The sequence below is a fragment of the Natronolimnohabitans sp. A-GB9 genome (genome assembly GCF_030848565.1).
Taxonomy (GTDB): Archaea; Halobacteriota; Halobacteria; order Halobacteriales; family Natrialbaceae; genus Natronolimnohabitans.
The window spans coordinates 417,229-435,545 of the sequence record NZ_JAVDDV010000002.1 but is presented as its reverse complement, the minus strand read 5'-3'; the positions used below and the strand labels follow the sequence as shown (position 1 = coordinate 435,545).

Sequence of the window (18,317 nt, the reverse complement as noted above, 5' to 3'; positions counted from 1 at the left end):
TCGAGAACCGTGTTTAACACGACGGTAAACGCGATCTCGAGGCGTGTACGCGTCGATCGATCGTTCGCCCGATCGGATCGCTCTTAAGAGGTCCATCACCAAATGGGCCGCCTCGAGAACTGACGATACCCATGGAGCACGAGCTGTCGAGACGACACGCACTGGGGGCACTCGCTGCGGGATCGACCGCGCTCGCTGGCTGTCTTGGATTCCTCGACGACGAGACCGATCCCGACGACGGGGCGAACGGGACAGCGGGCAGGGCCGGTGCCGACTCGCAGTGGCCTGCGATCGGGATCGGCGAGGTACTCTCCGACTTCGAGGAACTCGATCGATGGCGGAGTTACAACGGACAAATCGAGGCTGCGCCCGACGAGGCTCGAACCGGGTCACAGGCGGCGCTGCTCGAAGGCGACGAGGTCGAGGCGAGAATGAGCCTCGACGTTCCGGAGGGGCTCGATCTCGAGGGGTGGGATACGTCGCTTGCGATCAACCCCGAGTCCGCGACGCGGATCGTCGTCGAGTTCCTCGCCCCGACCCGTGACGAGCGGCTGAACACCGTTCGGCCGATCCCCGACGAGTACGACGGCTGGTTCCGCCTCGACTGTGGCTACGAACACAAACCAGAGGGCGAACCGGACCTCTCGAACGTGACCCAACTGAACGTGGTCGCGGTCGGAACCGAGGACGAACCGCCCCGCGTGCTGGTCGACGACCTCCGCCGAACCGAGGCGGTCGACAACGGGACGGCGATCCTCGCGTTCTACGACGGCCACGACTCTCACTACGAGATCGCCGCGGACAGACTCGAGGAACGGGGCTGGACCGGCGCGGTTCCGGTCGATCCCGGCCGCGTCGGCAGCGGGGACCGAATGGAGTTCGACGAGTTACGCGAGCTCCGTGACCGCGGCTGGGACGTCTGTGCCTATCCCCGCGGGGAGCCCGATCTCGTCGACCAGCCCGAACGGCGACAGCGGACGGTCGTCGAGAGTGTCCGGGACTCGCTCGCGGACCAGGGCTTCGAAGACGGCTCGCGGCACTTCTTTGCCCCATCCTGGCGGCAGATGACGCCGACGACACACGAGATCGTCCGCGAGCACCACGAGACGGGCTTTCTGTTCGGGAGCTGTCCGGTCGGCACACCCCCGACTGGAACTCACACGATTCCGGTGATCTGGGGACCTGCGCTTCACAACGGCGTTCGCCGACACATCAACCTCTGTGATCAGTACCGTCAGCTCACCGTTATTCGCATCCCGCCGATCGTTGACGAAGCGGAGCCTGAGGGCAGCGTAATGGCGCTTGAGGACTTCGAACACCTGCTCGATCACCTCGAACACCGCGGCCTCGACGTGATTACGCCCTCCGACCTCGTCGACGGGATGGAAGGGGCCAACCACGGACTCCCCGACGGCTCCGGCTCGAAGCCGGACGGCGTGATCTTCGAGGCTGGCGAAGCACACGCCCTCGAGGGAACGGGAGAAACCGACACCGAACCGTTCGATCTCGCCGAGGGGATCGTCGTCGGAGAGTTCACCCACGACGGCGATGCGGCGTTTGCCGCGTCGGTAGTGCCGACCGACGGCGACCGTGACGACGAGGCGCTGGTTACCGAAGCCGACGGCGACGGTGAGTCGATGCTCGTCGTCGACGCGGGAACGTACCGCCTCGAGGTCGACGCCGACGGCCCGTGGTCGGTCGACCTCGAACAGCCCGCAGTTCACGCCGACGACTTCGAGGAACCACCACTCGAGACGTCGGGGACGGGATCGGCGTTCGTCGGTCCGCTCTGGACCGACGACGATCTCAGCCTCGCCGTGACTCACGACGGCGACGGCTCGTTCGTCGTCGACGGCGTCGGTGCCGACGGCAGCTGGGAGCAACTCGTCAACCAGCGCGGCGGATTCGACGCCTCGCGTTCTTACGCTGCCGCCGGCGTCTGCTGGATCGACATCGAGGCCGACGGCGACTGGTCGCTCGAGATCGACGGCTCGTAATACGTCCGCCAGCACACGCGGTCGAGCGGCAATGGGGAAGCGTTTTTCCCCCAGCCTCGTACGATCCACTCGATGAGCTCACTCAGCGCTCACCACGTCGGTATCACCGTCAGTGACCTCGAGGAGACGCTCCCGTTCTACCGGGACGTCCTCGGACTCGAGGTCGCGGACCGATTCAGCGTCGGCGGCGAGGCCTTCTCCGACGCCGTCGGCGTCGGGGACGCTCGCGGCGAGTTCGCCCACCTCGAGGCCGACGGGATCCGGATCGAACTCGTCGAATACGACCCCGAGGCCCGGGGCTCGCCGGCCGCCGGTCTCAACCAGCCCGGCGCAGCACACGTCGGCCTCTCGGTCGACGATCTCGAGGCCTTCTACGCGGAGCTACCCGACGACGTGCCGACGATCAGCGAGCCGCGGACGACCGAAAGCGGCACCTCGATCCTGTTCCTTCGCGATCCGGAGTCGAACCTAATCGAAGTACTCGAGGCCTGACGCGGCCCGCTGTATCGGTTACTGTCATACTGTCGAACAGCACGAGTCACCGTCGGTCGCACGACTGTGGCCGTTGCCGACGGTGACGGCCGTGAATTCGCGACCGCCGGGTCACTGACTGCTGTCCGACAGTACACGACCGCGATCCAGCACGCATGACCGGGAGTGACCGACGGCGCTCCGTCCGAGACCAACAACTGCAGTCAGTTCCGGCGTGGCCGTGTACCGCTTTCGGCCTCGCCAAGAAGGACAGCCCGGTCTGATCGGGCACCACCGACGGTCGAGACGGTTGGGAGAAACTACCGGGAAGGCTGGGACTCGAGGGTCGATCGCACCTGCTCGACGTCGTCGTCACACTCAGAACAGACGCGTTTCTCGGCGTCGATGTAGACGGTTCCGCAGGTCGAACACTGAAAGAGATTGCCGGGGGCCTGTGGGTTCGGATCAGCGTGGTCGTCCGGTTCGTCGTGGGTCGTCTCCTCGCCGGCAGCGTCGTCGTCCGTCCCCTCGTCGCTGCCGAACAGTGTCGACCGAATTCGGTTCCGAAGCCGGCCGAGTTGTGAGTTTTCTGATCCGTTCGTACGAATTGCCATAGTGTGGGCATCGATCATCGGGGCGAAGTAACTACCGTCTAAAGTATTTGGGCCGAGAACCGTTCGCATTCGCCGGCTTTCGAAACACGAACGCCGAGAATTCGCCCGGTTACGCCGTTCGTACCGCCTCCTTTGGGAACGGTAATCGGTTCGAACTGACCGATCGAAGACCGACTTCGGATGACCGGTCCGCTCGCCGCCCGGGTCGCCACCGCGTTTGACGCACGATCGGACCCGGAACACGGCCATTAGAGACCGGTTGAGTGCATACTCGAGCGGGCACGAACCGTCGTTCGTCGGGATCGATTGCCCGCTGAAACGGTGTGACTGTCGGCCGGCAGTATAGCAACTTTTTCGACCGGCGGGGGCCCACTCCGAGGCATGAACTTCTTCGATCGGCTGCACGACCGCATTCGGACGGTCGACAGCATCGTCAGCGTCGGTCTCGATCCCGATCCATCGCGGCTTCCCGACCACCTCGCGGATCACGACCTCCCGCGGTGGGCCTTCAACCGCCGGATCATCGACGCCACGCACGAACACGCCGCCGTCTACAAACCGAACGCCGCCTTCTACGAGGATCCCGACGGCTGGCGGGCCTTAGAGGAGACGATCGCCTACGCCCACGGCAAGGACGTCCCTGTTCTGCTCGACGCCAAGCGAGCCGACATTGGGAACACGACCCGACAGTACGCACAGATGCTCGAGACGGTCGACGCCATCACGGTCAACCCCTACATGGGCCGAGACTCGCTGCAACCGTTCCTAGACGACGAGGCGTCGGGCGTCTTCGTCCTCTGTCGGACCTCTAACCCCGGCGGTGCGGATCTGCAGGATCTGGAACTCGAGACCGGCGAACCGCTCTACGAGCGCGTGGCCGCACTGGCCGACCTGTGGAACGAACACGACAACGTGGGGCTCGTCGTCGGTGCGACGAAACCCGAAGAACTCGAGCAACTGCGCGAGCAGGTACCCGATCTGCCCTTCCTCGTGCCCGGCGTGGGCGCACAGGGTGGTGACGCCGAGGCCGCCGTCGAGTACGGCCTCGCCGACGGCGTCGGCCTGGTCAACTCCTCGCGCGGGATCATTTTCGCCGGCGAGGACCGCGGCGAGGAGTTCGCAAAAGCATCGGGCGAGGCCGCAAAGCGGCTTAAAAAGCGGCTGAATCAGTACCGCGAGTGACGTCTTCCACGACGGTCAGCGGTTACTATCGTTTCATTTCTCGTAGGGCGCCGGCCGGTAGAAGAAATTGGGCGTGTTGATCTCGTTGTCGTACTTCTTGTGGAAGATATGGGTCGTCGACGACGACATCGGCGGGAGAAGCCAGGATCGGTCGCCCGTCACGTCCCGGCCCGCGGCCTCCTCGCGGCGTTCGAACGCCTCGAACTGCTCGGCCGCCGTGTGGTGGTCGACGATTTTCACCCCGTCGCGTTCGAAGGAGTGCAACACCGCCCGGTTCAACTCGACCAGCGCCTCGTCCTTCCAGAGGTTGCGGTTCCGGTTCGTGTTCAGGCCGAGCCGATCGGCGACTTCCGGGAGCACGTCGTAGCGATCCTCGTCGCCGAAGTTGCGCGCCGCGATCTCGGTCGCCATATACCAGCCGTTGAACGGGGCGGCGGTGTACTGGAGTCCGCCGATCTCGAGGCGCATGTTCGAGACGACGGGGACGGCGTACCACTGTAGTCCGAGTTCGTCGAACCAGGCGTAGTCGGGGTGAGTGATGGGTACCTCGAGAACCAGTTCCTCGGGTACCTCGAACAGTTCGGGCTCCTCCTCGGTCGTCTCGATCACGAGCGGAAGGACGTCGTAGTCAGTGCCTTCGCCCTCCCAGCCTTTCGATTGGCAGTACTCGGTAAACTCGAGTGAGTCCGGATCGCCGACGACGCCGTCGTCCGTCTCGTAGCCGGCATAGCGGATCAGCTGGTAGTTCCAGATTCGGACCTGCTGGTCGCCACGGACCATCGGCTCGAAAAGCGTGATCGTCGGCCGGATGTCCCCGCCGTTGGTGGCGTACTCGAGGTGTTCACACAACTCCTCGTAGACACCTTCAGCACTCGAGCGGTCGCGGGCGTCGCGGACGTTCAGGGACTCCCAGAACAGTCGTCCGATACAGCGGTTGCTGTTGCGCCAGGCCATCCGTGCGCCGTGCTCGAGTTCCGCGGCAGTGTGTTCGTAGTGGCCCGTCTCCTCGATTTCGGACTCGATCTCGGCGATCCGTCCCTCGATTTCGTCTTCGCGGTCGAGTTCCGTGTAACACTGCCGGATGAACGTCTCGGCGTCTGCAAGTAGTCTCTCGGGGTCGTACTCCGGCACGGGCGCGTGCATGCCGGGATCGGAGGACCGGATCGGTTTAGGGACATCGGTCGTTCCACGATTCGAAGAACGTACCGAAAACAGTGACGTGCCTGGATCAAGTGGCCCGAGAATCTTCGACCACGCGTCCCGTCACGTACCCGTCGTCGATTCGATCGACGATCTCGACCGTGACCGGGTCGGTTGGCGGTCGCTCCTCGAGTCGATCCAGTCCCTCGACGACGGCGACGTCCATCGGACACGCGTCGTTTGGATGGTCGGCAACGAGGACGCCGTCGCGCTCCTCGAGGACGAGGTCGAACCGTTCACCGATAGCCAGCGTCTCGCCGAGGACGTCGCGGATCGAGGTCACGGTTAGAATCGATGGATGTCCACGTCCTCGGACTGTCGGCTCGGATCCGCCTGTGTGGCACAGTCGACACAGATCCCGCGTGACTCCTCGAAGTGGTCGTCACAGGCGAGCGTCCCGCAGTTCGGACACCGGTGTTGTGCGGGTTGTGACTCACAGATCTGACAGAGACCGCTGACGCTCATACTCGAAATAGGCACTCGAGCGTCTTGAAACCGCCCCCGGAATGCCGGCGTTGTCGACCGCCGTTCCGGTCGAGAGACCGTGTACTACTGGCTCGAGTGAGTTCCGAACGCCGGACATTTTCGTGGCACGTGTTAACAACATACGAGAAGGCTTTTGCCGTGTGAGCCGCTACCGGACTGTATGAGCCGTGACCGGGCTCTCCTCGAGCGAGCCCTGGACCGTGGCGAACAGGACGGTGGCAACGTCGAATTCAAGGAACGCCTGTCACGAGACGTCCACCTCGAGGGTGGACGCCGGGAGAGCCTGGCCGCGCAACTGCGTCACCGACTGCTCTCCGGGGACGGCGAGGCGACCTACGTCGTCGGCGTGACCGACGACGGCGGACTCGCTGGCGTCGACCCCGACACGTTCTCCGAGACGATGGACGTTCTCTCCTTGCTCGCCGAAGAGGCAGACGCACACATCGACGAGGTCCAGACGTGGAGCGTAGACGGTGTTTCGCGCTCGAGTGAATCCGGCGGCGACCGATCGTCGGAGACGTCCGGGCTGGTCGGCGTCGCGACGATCCGTGAGGGGGGCGTCCTCGAGACGGACGACGAACACGTCGTCGTCGGGACGGCGGGCCACGTCGACCACGGAAAGAGCACGCTCGTCGGCTCGCTCGTCACGGGCACGCCCGACGACGGCGACGGCGCCACGCGGGCGTATCTTGACGTCCAGCCCCACGAGGTCGAACGCGGGCTGTCGGCGGACCTGTCGTATGCCGTCTACGGTTTCGACGAGGAGGGCCCGGTCCGGGTCCGGAATCCGAACCGCAAGACAGACCGCGCGGAAGTCGTCGAGGAGGCCGACCGTCTCGTCTCCTTCGTCGACACGGTCGGTCACGAGCCGTGGCTCCGAACCACCATTCGAGGGCTCGTCGGCCAGAAACTCGACTACGGACTGTTGGTCGTCGCCGCTGACGACGGACCGACACGCACCACTCGAGAACACCTCGGCGTCTTGCTGGCGACGGACCTCCCGACGATCGTCGCGATCACCAAGACCGATATCGTCGACGAGGAGCGCATCGAGGACGTCGAACGCGAGGTCGAACGCCTCCTGCGCGAGGTCGACAAGTCGCCGCTGCGGGTCTCCCGCCACGGCGTCGACGCCGCCGTCGAAGAGATCAGCGAACGGGTCGTCCCGATCGTCGAGACGAGCGCGATCACGATGGACGGCCTCGAGACGTTAGACGAGCTGTTCGATCGGCTCCCCAAGACGTCCCAGGATACCGGCGAGTTCCGGATGTACGTCGACCGGAGCTACTCGGTGACCGGCGTCGGTGCAGTCGCCTCCGGAACCGTCATGTCCGGCGAGGTCGAGGCCGGCGACGAACTCCTGCTCGGGCCGATGCCCGACGGCCGGTTCCGGGAGGTCGAAGTCCGCTCGATCGAGATGCACTACCACCGTGTCGACGAGGCCCAGGCCGGCCGAATCGTCGGTATCGCGCTCAAAGGCGTCAAAGAAAGCGCCATCGACCGCGGGATGGTCCTGTTGCCACGCGACGCCGATCCCGACCCCGTCCGGGAGTTCGAAGCCGAAGTGATGGTTCTCAACCACCCCACCCGGATCGGCGACGGCTACGAACCCGTCGTCCACCTCGAGACGATCGGCGAGGCCGCGGCCTTCTACCCGAAAAACGGCCGTCTCCTTCCGGGTGACACCGGTAAGACCACGGTTCGGTTCAAGTTCCGTCCGTACCTCGTCGAGGAGGGCCAGAAGTTCGTCTTCCGCGAGGGCCGCAGTAAGGGCGTCGGAACGGTGACCGACGTCCACCCGATGGAGTGATCCGGACCGCCTGATACGGTCTCCTGTCGTCACTGACCGCCGATCGCCAGGATGGGGGCGGCGATCGGCGGGAGATCGGTACAGCAGTCCGTATGAGCGCCCGTGAGGGGACGTCCCGTCACCACGGCGGCGTCGCCAGTTCTGAGAGCCGCTCGAGGCGATACGTCGGCGTTGGCTCGGGTCGTACGGGAACGTCCTCGGTGTGGGGCACCCAGACCGACTCGAGTCCGGCCGCTCGAGCGCCGGCGACGTCTGCGGCCAGCGAGTTGCCGACGTAGACCGCTCGGTCGGGCGTCGCTTCGAGCGCCTCGAGTGCCCGTTCGAACGGCTCGGCGGCTGGTTTCGCGGCCGTCTCGTACCCGGCACAGACGACCGTCTCGAAATAATCGTCTAAGGCCACCGCCTCGAGTTTCGTTCGTTGCATGTCGGGTGCGCCGTTGGTGACCAGCCCGAGACGGTACTCGCCGGCCAGCGTCTCGACGACATCACGCGCGCCCGGGACGAGTTCGACGGCCTCCCGGTCGCGAAACTCGCCGTAGGCTTCGGCGACAGCACGACCGGTATCGCGGTCGTAACCGGCGTCGACGGCGAGGTCTGCGAAACACCGCCGGCGGAGGTCGGCGGCGTCGTCACTCTCCTCGAGGTAGTCGCGATAGCGGCCGTAGTAGTCTTCGATTCCCCATGGCTCGTCGGCGCCGACACGCTCGAACGCCCGGTCGAGGACGACGTCTCCGGGTTGACTGTACCGACACAGCGTATCGTCGAGATCGAAACAGACCGTGTCGACGACGGCCGCCGATCCGGTACCGGAGTCGGGGTCGATTCCAGCCATGGCTTCGGCTACGATCGACCGGAACTAAAACCGATCGCCGGTGCCAGCCGTCCCGGGAACGGCCGCGAGGATCGGTTCGACGGCCGCGGGATCGTCGGACGGTTCGAGGACCGGTTTGAATCGAACGGTTATACTGCCGGACAGCAGTCAGTGACCCGTCGGTCGCGAACTCGCGGCCGTCACCCGTTGGGACGGCCACAGTCGCGCGACCGATCGGTGAATCGTTCTGTCCGGCAGTATTAGAGTTCGAAGGAGTCGACGAGCAGTTCCTCGTCGGTCTCGCCATGGACGTACGTCGGCCCGCCGATTACGTCGATGGTGACCTTCGCGGGTGCGAAGAGATCCGACGGAACCTCCGAGAACTCCCACTCGAGGTCGTCGAAGATCTCCCCGAACGGGCGGCCGTGTGCCTCGGCGGCGGTCGACGGAACGTCGTCGAAGACGTCGGCGTCCTCACGAACCGTGAGATGAGCCGTTCCGCCGTAGGCGATGGCGTCGTTCGTTCGGGCGATCGCGGTTTCCTCGTCGGCGGCGACGGGCGCGACGGGTGCTCGACCGGTCGCCGAGACGATGTCCAAGGGATCGTATCCCAGTTCCGAAAGCCGGAAGGTCGCGAGTTCGGCCGCGCGGGCGGCGTTGGTGACGCTCCCAACGAGGCTCGCGGATGGATAGGAAAGCAGGAAGACACTGCTGGTCTCGACCTCCGCGAGCTCGGCGACCTGTTCGGCCGCGGCGGCGGTCGGTTCCTGGTCGGTCTCGACGGCCAGTGCCGTCAGGTCGAACGCGTCCGTGTAACCGACGCGGTGGAACTCCTCCTCCTGAGCGACCAGTGCGCGTGCGGGCCCGCTCCCCAGCCCCTCGAAGTCCTCGGTCGTCAGCTCCCAGCCTGCCTTCTGCGAGCACAGCAGCGAGAGCGCCGGCTGGTCCGTCGTCAGTTCGATAAACGGTATCGGTGCGTCGCCGAGTTCGCCGAGCTGGTGACTCGGCGTCGCCATTCCCGCGGTCTGAATCTCGGTCAACAACAGTCCGGCTTCGATGCCGCCGTCGAACTCGAGGCCGAAGTCGAGTACCGTCGCCTCGTTAGCGAGGTCGTAACCGCCGATGTTCAACTCCTCGGCGTACTCGAGGGCCTCGTCGACCAACTCGATCGCCATCCGGTTGAGACTCTCCATACCGGTCGGTTCACGCTCCGCGCTAAAACAGTTTGTCAGTTCGTGGCCGCCCGCCTGCGTCGTCGCCGTCGGCGATCAGGCGACGACCTCGTAGCCGGCGTCCTCGATCGTCCCGCCGAGTGTGTTCTCGTCGACGGTCACCTCGTCGTGTTCGACGCGAACCGTACCGGCCTCGTGGTCGGCCGTCGCCGACGAGACCCCCTCGAGGGCCTCGAGCGCGTCGATCACGTTCGCTTCACAACCGTCACAGGCCATTCCGTCGACGTCGAGCGTCGTCTGTTCCATATCGGTGGCTCGGTCGCCGGACGGCTAGTGTCTTCCGCTCTCGACTACAACCCCGCGTCGCCCGTCGACGGGAAAGCGGCGGCAGGACTGTCGACCCGGGCGTCTACTCGGTACCGCTGCTGCGACGAAACGCCCTCGCAGTCTTCGGGCACTACTCCTCGCTGTTCGTCGCCGCCCGTCCGAGGTGTTCCTCGACGGCCTCGACTTTCTCGTCGGCGGAGCCCTCGCGACTGCGTTTGTCGTCGATCTTCAGAACAGTGCTCACACGGTCGGCGTCGACCGCTTCGTGGGCAGCCTGCGCGGCCGTGAACAGTTCCCCGATCTCCTCGGCCTCGATCACCGTTCCCATGGGATTGGTCTCGTACTCGACGTCGTAGCCCTCGAGGGCATCGACGGCCTTCGCGACCTCGCCGGACATGCTGTCCTCGATCACCGGTGCGACGCTCAACAGTGCGACGACTGTCATAGGAGAGCCATCGGCGCGTACATCCTAAATGCCATCTATCCCGTCCGTTCATCGGTACGCCGACGCGACGGTGGGGCCGATCGGGCGACCGTCGACCCGTCGCTGTCGCTGTCGCCATCGCTATCGCTCTCGAGTGTCGAAAAACGAAGAACCCAACCGCAGCGGCGACAGCGGACCGTCGACCGACGGTATCAGTCGGCTCGACCCGGACGCGACGCCTCCGACGGCGGGTAGATGATGACGTCGCCGTTGGCGTAGACGTACACCTCGTGCTCGAGGGCAGTGAAGGCGACGTGTCCACCCGTGCGTTCGGTCCCGTCGGCTTTCTTTCTGAAGAGACGGTCGAGGGCGTCGGGATCGACGCTGTCGTAGAGGGAGAACTCACCCTGCGAGACGTCGGTATCGGCGATCGACGCGAGCGCGTGGACGATGGTCGTCGTGATCGTCGCGGTACCGTCGGGGTCGTGAGCGAAGACGTAGCGGTCGTTGGTCTGATCGTACTGCAGTCCGTCGGGGCCGTCCGTGGCTGGAAGTTCAGTTTGCATAGGAGATCAGCGGTTCAATCGTCTATTGATTCGTAGTTACTCGCGGTATAAAAGCCAATCGCAGCCGATATCGATCGACGAGCGTGACTGAATCCGCCTGTGGACAGTGGGAACGTCCAATTAGTCACGAAACGTTAGGCGTACGCCGTCGAAACCGCAGGACTCGAGTGGGTCCCAATTGCGGATTATCGTTCATGAACGTTGTCGAACGAGCCCGATTCGCGAGCGACTCGAGTGCTAATCACGCGTTACGACACGGAAATACGATCGAGTAATCGATCATTCTCGGCGAACATAACGCGGTTCGAACTGAACGCGGACGCTGATCATCCTCGAGGATATCCAGGCTGCGCTGGGTCCGGGCGAACTCCGAGACGGGTCGTTGTGCCCCGCAGTGCTCGCAGGTATACTGGTTGCCCGGCGACGGCAAGTCGGCAGGCGCGGCGTCCCACTGCTTCTCGCAGTCGACGCACTCGAGTCGGATCCAACTCTCTCGCATACGGTCGATACTACGTACTCGCGACACTTCGTACGCGATCGCTCGTGGAGTTGGATTCAGAGAAATGCGCTGGCTGGGATTTGAACCACGGGTAGACGGTCGCCTCACTCCGTTCGGCGCTGCGGCTACCCTAATTCAAATCCGAGAACGATTTCCGTCGCTCACGGCTTCGCCGTTCGCAACTTTCGTGGCGCGTAGCGCCACGCAACGCTCACGGGTTTGTTCGCGACAGAAATGCGCTGGCTGGGATTTGAACCCAGGTTGTGACCATGGCAAGGTCACGTGATACCACTACACTACCAGCGCGTTCGATTGCGAGTACACTTCGATCGAGGTGCCACGGATACTTATAAATGTCGAAAGTAGGAGTGTCACGATACTTACTAAATTTCTATGGGCGACTCGAGTCCGATCCGCTCGTTCGTCATCCTCGGCTCTGGCCGGAAAAAATCCACTGCGTACTCGCGACACTTAATCACAGCAGAACGTACGCGATCGCTCGTGGAGTTGGATTCAGAGAAATGCGCTGGCTGGGATTTGAACCACGGGTAGACGGTCGCCCCACTCCGTTCGGCGCTGCGGCTACCCTGATTCAAATCAAAGAACGATTGCTGTCGCTCACGGGTTTGTTCGCGACAGAAATGCGCTGGCTGGGATTTGAACCCAGGTTGTGACCATGGCAAGGTCACGTGATACCACTACACTACCAGCGCCCTGTTGCAGTTACATCTAACTCGGGAGAGGTGTATAAGGGTTGCGAACCGAATCAGCTGTGGCAATGGACGTCGTATCACACGCTCGAGTCACGCGCAATTGCCGATTCGGCCGGCCGAGGAGTGCTCGAGCGGCCGTCCCATCGGACAGCGTATTCGCCCGATCGGATCGAGCGTGTGGGGAAAAGTATCACCCTCGATGACGGCCACTCGCCGTGACCTGTATGTGTCGAATTCTCACCCGAGAGCGAGTCACAGCCGGGATCGAATCCGCTATCCTTTTAAGACCTTGACCGCAAGACATCGCTACAGTCTAGTGACGCGGCGCCGAAGCGTCTCGGCATGACCGTCAGCGTACTCGTGCCGTCGTCGCTCACCCGTGAAGCCGAGGACAAACGCGAGGCAACTCGCAAACTCGGATACGTCGCCCGCGCGGCGACGATCTTCCGGGCCGATCGCCTGATCGTCTTCCCCGATCCGGACGGCGAAACAGGGCGATTCGACGGCGGGTTCGTACACACCGTCTTGCGGTACGCCGCAACGCCGCCGTACCTCCGAAACGAGGTGTGGGGGATGCGGGACGAACTGGAGTACGCGGGTGTCTTGCCGCCGCTCCGTGCCGTGTCACAGACCGGCTCCGAATCGAACGGTTCGGGGTCGTCAAGACAAGGGATCGTGACCGAGGTCGGACCTGAAGGGCGCGTCCGGGTCAATTGCGGACTGCAACACCCGATCTCCCTCAACACGCCTCCGGATATGGAGGTCGAAGCGGGAGAGCGCGTGACCGTCAGGATCTCTTCGCGACGACCGGTCCGGGCCAAGCTCGTCGACGAGCCCCTTCCAGGGCTGTCGATCGAGCGGACGGACCTCTCCGCAGCACTCGGCCGTGAGGACGCCGGCGTCTGTATCGCGTCGTCCCGGTACGGTGAGGAACTCACCGTCGGGCGACTCGAGACGCTGGCCGGACGTGTCGACGACGGGATGACCGTCGCATTCGGCGCGCCCGAGCGAGGGCTGCCGGATATCCTCGGAATCGAGGCATCCGCTGTCGCCGCCCAGTATGGGGACGATGCGGATGACGGAGTCGAACCCACAACCGATGCCGATCCGGGGTTCGACCTCTGGCTGAACACGGTTCCGAACCAAGGGAGTGAGGTCGTGCGAACGGAAGAGGCTCTGTTCGCTACTCTCGCTCCCCTCTCACTGAGAGAGTGATAGAATGCCACAAGCAAATTCACCACGCAAAGGCTCACTCGGGTTCGGCCCACGAAAGCGTGCGACCAGCGAGGTCCCACGCTTCAACTCGTGGCCGGACGACGAAGGACAGCCGACGCTCCAGGGTTTCGCGGGCTACAAGGCCGGCATGACCCACGTCGTCATGGTCGACGATCAAGCAAACTCGCCGACCGAGGGGATGGAACAGACCGTCCCCGTGACGATCGTGGAGACGCCGCCAATGCGCGCCGTCGCCCTGCGTGCGTACGAAGACACGCCGTACGGAAAGCAGCCGGTTACCGAGGTCTGGACCGACGAGTTCGTCCCCGAACTCGATCGGACCCTCGACCTCCCCGGTGACGACTACGACGCCAACGCCGCCGAAGACGAGCTTCGCGGCCTCCTCTCGGAGGGACGCGTCGACGACGTCCGCGTCATCACGCATACGGTTCCGTCCGAGGTTCCCTCGGTCCCCAAGAAGAAACCGGACGTGATGGAGACGCGCGTCGGCGGCGGTTCCGTCGAGGAACGCGTCGACTTCGCCCTCGAACTGCTCGAGGACGGCGGCGAACACGTCATGAACGACGTGTTCCGCGCTGGCGAGTACGTCGACGCAAGCGGCGTCACGAAAGGGAAAGGGACCCAGGGCCCCGTCAAACGCTGGGGCGTCCAGAAACGCAAGGGCAAACACGCCCGGCAGGGCTGGCGCCGCCGCATCGGGAACCTCGGTCCCTGGAACCCGTCCCGTGTCCGGTCGACGGTCCCACAGCAGGGCCAGACCGGCTACCACCAGCGGACGGAACTGAACAAGCGCCTCGTCGACATCGGCGACGGCGCCGACGCGACGGTCGACGGCGGCTTCGTCAACTACGGCGAAGTCGACGGACCGCACGCGCTGATCAAGGGCTCGCTCCCCGGGCCGGAGAAGCGTCTCGTGCGCTTCCGCCCGGCGATCCGACCCGGAGACCAGCCGCGCCTCGATCCCGAGGTGCGCTACGTCTCCACCGCATCTAACCAGGGATAAATCATGGACGCAACAGTACGAGACCTGGACGGCGACGACGCGGGCTCGGTTACGCTCCCGGCGGTCTTCGAGACCCAGTACCGCCCGGACCTGATCGCCCGCGCCGTTCGCGTCGCCCAGGCAAACCGGAAACAGGACTACGGTGCCGACGAGTTCGCCGGCCTCCGTACGCCGGCCGAATCGTTCGGCAGCGGCCGCGGGATGGCCCACGTTCCACGACAGGAGGGACGCGGTCGACGCGTTCCCCAGACCGTCAAGGGACGAAAGGCCCACCCGCCAAAGGCCGAGAAGGACTGGTCCGAATCGATCAACACGAAAGAGAAGAAACTGGCAATCCGCAGCGCCATCGCCGCGACAACCGATGCCGAACTCGTCGCTGAGCGCGGACACGCGTTCGACGACGACGCCGAGCTTCCGGTCGTCGTCTCCGACGAGTTCGAGGAGCTGAAGAAGACGAAGGAAGTCGTCTCCTTCCTCGAGGCCGCTGGTCTCGACGAAGACATCGAACGCGCCGACGAGGGCCGCAACGTCCGCTCGGGTCGCGGAAAGACCCGCGGTCGGAAGTACCAAGAGCCCAAGTCGATCCTGTTCGTCACCTCGAGCGAGTCCGGTCCGTCCCGTGCGGCCCGGAACCTCGCTGGAGCCGACGTGACGACCGCTGCGGAGGTCAACGCAGAAGAACTCGCACCCGGCGCACAGCCGGGTCGACTGACCGTCTGGACCGAAAGCGCACTCGAGGAGGTGGCAGACCGATGAGTTCGATCATCGAACACCCGCTGGTCACGGAGAAGGCGATGAACGACATGGACTTCGAGAACAAGCTCCAGTTCGTCGTCAACCCCGACGCCACCAAGCCGGAGATCAGTGACGTCGTCGAAGAGCGCTTCGAGGTCACGGTCGACGACATCAACACACAGGTCACGATGAACGGCAAGAAGAAAGCAGTCGTCAAACTCTCCGAGGACGACGACGCACAGGAAGTCGCCTCGCGAATCGGGGTGTTCTAACGATGGGACGACGCATTCTCGGACAACGACGCGGACGCGGGACCTCCACGTTCCGTGCCCCGTCGCACCGATACAAAGCGAAGCTCGACCACAAAAAGGCCGAGGACGACGACGTCGTCCGCGGGACGGTCGTCGACATCGAACACGACCCGGCCCGATCGGCACCTGTCGCGGCCATCGAGTTCGAGGACGGCGAACAGCGTCTCGTCCTCGCACCCGAAGGCGTCAGCGTCGGCGAAGAGATCCAGGTCGGCGTCTCGGCCGAGATCAAGCCGGGCAACACGCTGCCGCTTGCTGAAATTCCGGAAGGGGTTCCGGTCTGTAACATCGAGGCCAACCCGGGCGACGGCGGTAAGTTCGCCCGTGCCTCCGGTGTCAACGCGGACCTGATCACTCACGACCGCAACGCCGCGGTCGTTCAGCTGCCAAGCGGTGAAGTCAAGCGCCTCGACCCGCAGTGTCGTGCCACCATCGGCGTCGTCGCCGGTGGCGGTCGCACGGAGAAGCCGATGGTCAAGGCAGGGAACAAACACCACAAAATGAAAGCCCGTGGTGGCAAGTGGCCCCGCGTCCGCGGTGTCGCGATGAACGCCGTCGACCACCCCTTCGGTGGCGGCGGCCGACAGCACCCCGGCAAACCCAAGTCCGTCTCGCGGGACGCCCCGCCGGGACGGAAGGTGGGTGACATCTCCTCGCGTCGTACCGGCCGAGGTGGAAACAAATGAGTCAGGAGTACAGAACCGGCCGTGAAGGTGAGTTCACCTACCGCGGCCACACGCTCGACGAGCTGCAGGACATGGAGCTCGAGGAAGTCGCGGAACTGCTACCCGCTCGCCAGCGGCGAAGTATCGAACGCGGTCTCTCCGTCGAGAAGCAGAAGCTGCTCGAGGAGGCCCGCGAGAAAGACGAAGAGGAGACTGCGAACGCGCCGATCCGAACGCATCTGCGGGATATGCCGATCCTGCCGGAGTTCGTCGGACTGACCTTCGAGGTCTACACCGGCCAGTCGTTCGAGCGCGTCCGTATCGAACCCGAGATGATCGGACACTATCTCGGCGAGTTCCAGCTGACCCGCACGTCCGTCGAGCACGGACAGGCAGGTATCGGCGCGACTCGCTCCTCGAAGTTCGTCCCACTGAAGTGATTCACGCATGGGAATCAACTACTCAGTCGACGCGGATCCGGACACGACCGCGAAAGCGATGCTCCGGGAGCGTCACATGAGCCACAAGCACAGCAAGGAGGTCGCACGCGCGATCAAGGGTCGTACCGTCGAGGAGGCCCAGGCGTACCTCCAGGACGTCATCGACGAAGAGCAGTCGGTTCCGTTCAAGTCCCACAACACGGGCGCCGGCCACCGCTCGGATATCGACGGCTGGGACGCCGGCAAGTACCCCGAGAAGGTCTCGGGGGAGTTCCTCGACCTGCTCGAGAACGTCGAGGCCAACGCCGACAACCAGGGATTCGACGGCGCGTCGATGGAAATCGTCCACGTCGCCGCCCACAAGGTCGGCGAGTCGGTCGGCCGCAAGCCCCGCGCGATGGGGCGTGCATCGGCGTGGAACACGCCGGAGGTCGACGTCGAAATCATCGTCGAAGAAGTCGACGAGGACGAGGAGGGTGAAAACTAATGGCTGACGAACAACAATTCATCGAAAACGGCCTGCAGCGGTCCCAGATCGACGAGTTCTTCCAGGAAGAGCTCGGCCGCGCAGGCTACGGTGGTATGGACGTCGCCAAGACGCCGATGGGCACCCAGATCGTCCTCAAGGCCGAGAAGCCGGGGATGGTCATCGGTAAAGGCGGCGAGAACATCCGAAAGATCACGACGGCTCTCGAGGAGCAGTTCGACCTCGAGGACCCACAGATCGACGTCCAGGAGGTCGAGGAACCCGACCTCAACGCACGGATCGTCGCCGATCGACTGGCCAACGCACTCGAGCGTGGCTGGTACTTCCGGAAAGCCGGTCACACGACGATCGACCGGATCATGGAAGCCGGCGCACTCGGCGCCGAGATCGTCCTCTCCGGGAAGGTCACCGGCGCTCGATCGCGCGTCGAGAAGTTCAACCGTGGCTACATCAAACACAACGGCGAACCCGCCGAAGAGGTCGTCGACCACGGTCAGGGCGTCGCAGTGATGAAACTCGGTACCATCGGCGTCGACGTCAAGATCATCCCGCCGGGTGCCGAACTCCCCGACGACTTCGAGATCCAGGAGGACGTCGATCCCGAAGAACTCGTCCCCGAGGCCGTCGAGGCCAACGAGGCCGAGGGCGTCGAGGAACTGCTCGAAGGCGAACCCCAGGAGGCCGAGGCAACCGCGGAAGGTGCCGAGGCACCTGCCGAGGACGCCGTCGAGCCCGAGCCCGAAGTCGACGAAGAGGCCGTCGAGGAAGTCATCGAGGAAGAGGTCGCCGGCGAAGACGAGGAAGAAGTCGAGATTCCCGACGAGTCGCCGATCGAAGAGGACCTAGACGAACTCGAGGAAGACGTCGAGGCCGAAGCCGAAGAGCTGATGGCTGAGATGGACGAGGAAGACGAAGACGGAGACGAAGGAGGTGACGCCTGATGGCTATTCTCCACGTCGAAGAAATCCGCGACATGACGCCTGCCGAACGGCAGGAAGAACTCGAGGAACTCGAGACGGAACTGCTCAACCAGAAGTCCGTCCTGGCCGCCGGTGGGGCCCCGGAGAACCCGGGCCGTATCGGCGAACTGAGTCGCACCATCGCGCGGATCAAGACGATCCAGCGCGAAGAGGGCGACCTCGAAGACGAAGACGAAGCATAACACACA

The 18,317-nt window shown here is 64.2% G+C and carries 22 protein-coding genes and 2 tRNA genes; 13 read left to right on the top strand and 11 right to left on the bottom strand.

Annotated elements, in window-relative coordinates:
- Nucleotides 1-131 precede the first annotated feature (131 nt).
- Together RBH26_RS04695 and RBH26_RS04690 are read left to right on the top strand one after the other, a co-directional pair.
- Nucleotides 132-1,997 (top strand): polysaccharide deacetylase, encoded by a 1,866-nt coding sequence (locus RBH26_RS04695; protein ID WP_306756892.1) that lies wholly within the window; start codon nucleotides 132-134, stop codon nucleotides 1,995-1,997.
- A 72-nt stretch (nucleotides 1,998-2,069) separates the two neighbouring features.
- On the top strand, nucleotides 2,070-2,489 hold the full coding sequence (locus RBH26_RS04690; protein WP_306756891.1) for a VOC family protein: 420 nt from the start codon (nucleotides 2,070-2,072) through the stop codon (nucleotides 2,487-2,489).
- 299 nt (nucleotides 2,490-2,788) lie between these two features.
- Here the strand turns inward: RBH26_RS04690 and RBH26_RS04685 are convergent, their stop codons facing one another.
- Complete coding sequence (locus RBH26_RS04685) at nucleotides 2,789-3,082, bottom strand: hypothetical protein (protein WP_306756889.1); 294 nt, start codon at nucleotides 3,080-3,082, stop codon at nucleotides 2,789-2,791.
- Nucleotides 3,083-3,463: 381 nt separating this feature from the next.
- Here RBH26_RS04685 and pyrF point away from each other — a divergent pair, with 381 nt between their 5' ends.
- On the top strand, nucleotides 3,464-4,264 hold the full coding sequence (pyrF, locus tag RBH26_RS04680) for an orotidine-5'-phosphate decarboxylase (protein WP_306756887.1): 801 nt from the start codon (nucleotides 3,464-3,466) through the stop codon (nucleotides 4,262-4,264).
- A 33-nt stretch (nucleotides 4,265-4,297) separates the two neighbouring features.
- Here pyrF and RBH26_RS04675 read toward each other — a convergent pair whose 3' ends face one another.
- The 3 genes from RBH26_RS04675 to RBH26_RS04665 form a co-directional block, all read right to left on the bottom strand.
- The gene (locus RBH26_RS04675) at nucleotides 4,298-5,407 is read right to left on the bottom strand and encodes a nitric oxide synthase oxygenase (RefSeq protein ID WP_306756885.1); all 1,110 of its coding nucleotides are present in this window, start codon (nucleotides 5,405-5,407) and stop codon (nucleotides 4,298-4,300) included.
- A gap of 85 nt (nucleotides 5,408-5,492) precedes the next feature.
- Entirely contained in the window at nucleotides 5,493-5,747 is a 255-nt protein-coding gene (locus tag RBH26_RS04670) for a hypothetical protein (RefSeq protein WP_306756884.1), read from the bottom strand.
- 2 nt (nucleotides 5,748-5,749) lie between these two features.
- On the bottom strand, nucleotides 5,750-5,929 hold the full coding sequence (locus RBH26_RS04665) for a hypothetical protein (protein WP_306756883.1): 180 nt from the start codon (nucleotides 5,927-5,929) through the stop codon (nucleotides 5,750-5,752).
- 181 nt (nucleotides 5,930-6,110) lie between these two features.
- Here RBH26_RS04665 and RBH26_RS04660 point away from each other — a divergent pair, with 181 nt between their 5' ends.
- Nucleotides 6,111-7,760 (top strand): GTP-binding protein, encoded by a 1,650-nt coding sequence (locus RBH26_RS04660; RefSeq protein ID WP_306756882.1) that lies wholly within the window; start codon nucleotides 6,111-6,113, stop codon nucleotides 7,758-7,760.
- A gap of 118 nt (nucleotides 7,761-7,878) precedes the next feature.
- On the opposite strand, the gene RBH26_RS04655 is transcribed toward RBH26_RS04660, so the two are convergent.
- From RBH26_RS04655 to RBH26_RS04625, 7 genes are all read right to left on the bottom strand, one after another.
- Complete coding sequence (locus RBH26_RS04655) at nucleotides 7,879-8,592, bottom strand: HAD family hydrolase (protein ID WP_306756881.1); 714 nt, start codon at nucleotides 8,590-8,592, stop codon at nucleotides 7,879-7,881.
- A 239-nt stretch (nucleotides 8,593-8,831) separates the two neighbouring features.
- Nucleotides 8,832-9,764, bottom strand: a complete 933-nt coding sequence (mch, locus tag RBH26_RS04650) for a methenyltetrahydromethanopterin cyclohydrolase (protein ID WP_306756880.1) — start codon at nucleotides 9,762-9,764, stop codon at nucleotides 8,832-8,834.
- A 75-nt stretch (nucleotides 9,765-9,839) separates the two neighbouring features.
- Complete coding sequence (locus RBH26_RS04645) at nucleotides 9,840-10,049, bottom strand: heavy-metal-associated domain-containing protein (protein ID WP_306756879.1); 210 nt, start codon at nucleotides 10,047-10,049, stop codon at nucleotides 9,840-9,842.
- A 151-nt stretch (nucleotides 10,050-10,200) separates the two neighbouring features.
- Nucleotides 10,201-10,515: an MTH1187 family thiamine-binding protein gene (locus tag RBH26_RS04640; protein WP_306756878.1), complete on the bottom strand. Its 315-nt coding sequence runs from the start codon at nucleotides 10,513-10,515 to the stop codon at nucleotides 10,201-10,203.
- 191 nt (nucleotides 10,516-10,706) lie between these two features.
- Entirely contained in the window at nucleotides 10,707-11,060 is a 354-nt protein-coding gene (locus RBH26_RS04635) for a HalOD1 output domain-containing protein (protein WP_306756877.1), read from the bottom strand.
- A 734-nt stretch (nucleotides 11,061-11,794) separates the two neighbouring features.
- Nucleotides 11,795-11,865, bottom strand: a tRNA-Gly gene (locus tag RBH26_RS04630).
- A 336-nt stretch (nucleotides 11,866-12,201) separates the two neighbouring features.
- Nucleotides 12,202-12,272: transfer RNA gene (locus tag RBH26_RS04625), tRNA-Gly, on the bottom strand.
- A 342-nt stretch (nucleotides 12,273-12,614) separates the two neighbouring features.
- Here RBH26_RS04625 and RBH26_RS04620 point away from each other — a divergent pair.
- Genes RBH26_RS04620 through rpmC form a run of 9 tightly spaced genes read left to right on the top strand, consistent with a single transcriptional unit; the run spans nucleotide 12,615 to nucleotide 18,311 of the window.
- Entirely contained in the window at nucleotides 12,615-13,487 is an 873-nt protein-coding gene (locus RBH26_RS04620; RefSeq protein WP_306756876.1) for an RNA methyltransferase, read from the top strand.
- Between the two features lie 4 nt (nucleotides 13,488-13,491).
- Nucleotides 13,492-14,511, top strand: a complete 1,020-nt coding sequence (locus RBH26_RS04615) for a 50S ribosomal protein L3 (RefSeq protein ID WP_306756874.1) — start codon at nucleotides 13,492-13,494, stop codon at nucleotides 14,509-14,511.
- A gap of 3 nt (nucleotides 14,512-14,514) precedes the next feature.
- On the top strand, nucleotides 14,515-15,267 hold the full coding sequence (gene rpl4p / locus RBH26_RS04610; RefSeq protein ID WP_306756873.1) for a 50S ribosomal protein L4: 753 nt from the start codon (nucleotides 14,515-14,517) through the stop codon (nucleotides 15,265-15,267).
- Nucleotides 15,264-15,518: a 50S ribosomal protein L23 gene (locus tag RBH26_RS04605; RefSeq protein ID WP_306756872.1), complete on the top strand. Its 255-nt coding sequence runs from the start codon at nucleotides 15,264-15,266 to the stop codon at nucleotides 15,516-15,518. Before rpl4p ends, RBH26_RS04605 begins: the two co-directional genes overlap by 4 nt.
- A 2-nt stretch (nucleotides 15,519-15,520) precedes the next feature.
- Nucleotides 15,521-16,243 (top strand): 50S ribosomal protein L2, encoded by a 723-nt coding sequence (locus RBH26_RS04600; protein ID WP_306756870.1) that lies wholly within the window; start codon nucleotides 15,521-15,523, stop codon nucleotides 16,241-16,243.
- Entirely contained in the window at nucleotides 16,240-16,662 is a 423-nt protein-coding gene (locus RBH26_RS04595) for a 30S ribosomal protein S19 (protein WP_306756869.1), read from the top strand. Before RBH26_RS04600 ends, RBH26_RS04595 begins: the two co-directional genes overlap by 4 nt.
- Before the next feature lie 7 nt (nucleotides 16,663-16,669).
- The gene (locus RBH26_RS04590; RefSeq protein WP_306756868.1) at nucleotides 16,670-17,149 is read left to right on the top strand and encodes a 50S ribosomal protein L22; all 480 of its coding nucleotides are present in this window, start codon (nucleotides 16,670-16,672) and stop codon (nucleotides 17,147-17,149) included.
- Nucleotides 17,149-18,090 (top strand): 30S ribosomal protein S3, encoded by a 942-nt coding sequence (locus tag RBH26_RS04585; protein WP_306756867.1) that lies wholly within the window; start codon nucleotides 17,149-17,151, stop codon nucleotides 18,088-18,090. Before RBH26_RS04590 ends, RBH26_RS04585 begins: the two co-directional genes overlap by 1 nt.
- Entirely contained in the window at nucleotides 18,090-18,311 is a 222-nt protein-coding gene (rpmC, locus tag RBH26_RS04580) for a 50S ribosomal protein L29 (RefSeq protein WP_306756866.1), read from the top strand. Before RBH26_RS04585 ends, rpmC begins: the two co-directional genes overlap by 1 nt.
- Nucleotides 18,312-18,317: the final 6 nt, after the last annotated feature.